1 protein-coding gene is annotated in these 596 nt (G+C 46.8%); it reads right to left on the minus strand.

The window, feature by feature from the left end:
- Nucleotides 1-287: flagellin N-terminal helical domain-containing protein (locus JSN25_RS18630; RefSeq protein ID WP_479690808.1), on the minus strand; the 287-nt coding region annotated here is incomplete at its 3' end.
- Between the last annotated feature and the right edge of the window lie 309 nt (nt 288-596).

Raw genomic sequence — 596 nt, forward strand, 5'->3', positions numbered from 1 at the left:
GCCAGTTCACGAACACGCTGCAGGTTGTTGTTGATTTCAGAGAGCGCGCCTTCTGTAGTCTGTGCAACGGAGATACCGTCGTTGGCGTTACGGGAAGCCTGAGTCAGTCCTTTGATGTTAGAGGTGAAACGGTTAGCAATCGCCTGACCAGCAGCATCGTCTTTCGCACTGTTGATACGCAGACCAGAGGACAGACGCTCGATAGCAGAGCCCAGAGCGGACTGAGATTTGTTCAGGTTGTTTTGGGTCAACAGCGACAGGCTGTTTGTATTGATGACTTGTGCCATGATCTTTTCCTTATCAATTACAACTCGATGTTATTGGGCTGTTGCCCACGGTTTCTCACCGTAACCCATGTATCGGCACCTTAAATTCGAACTTTAGAAAATTTTTACTTTCCGCTCTCTTTTTTCTTAGCCCGTGAAATACCCTCTATATGCACCACTATTCCGCGCATTATTTTGACAAAACTATCATTAAACTTTGCGCGCAGATTGCCGATAACCCGCTTAACAATTGTTTGCAATCACAAGGAATCGGGCATGGCTTCATTTACATCATTAGGCGTAGGCTCAGGCTTACCACTGGACACGTTG

It is taken from the genome of Citrobacter cronae (assembly GCF_016893685.1).
In the GTDB taxonomy this organism is placed as follows: Bacteria; Pseudomonadota; Gammaproteobacteria; order Enterobacterales; family Enterobacteriaceae; genus Citrobacter; species Citrobacter werkmanii.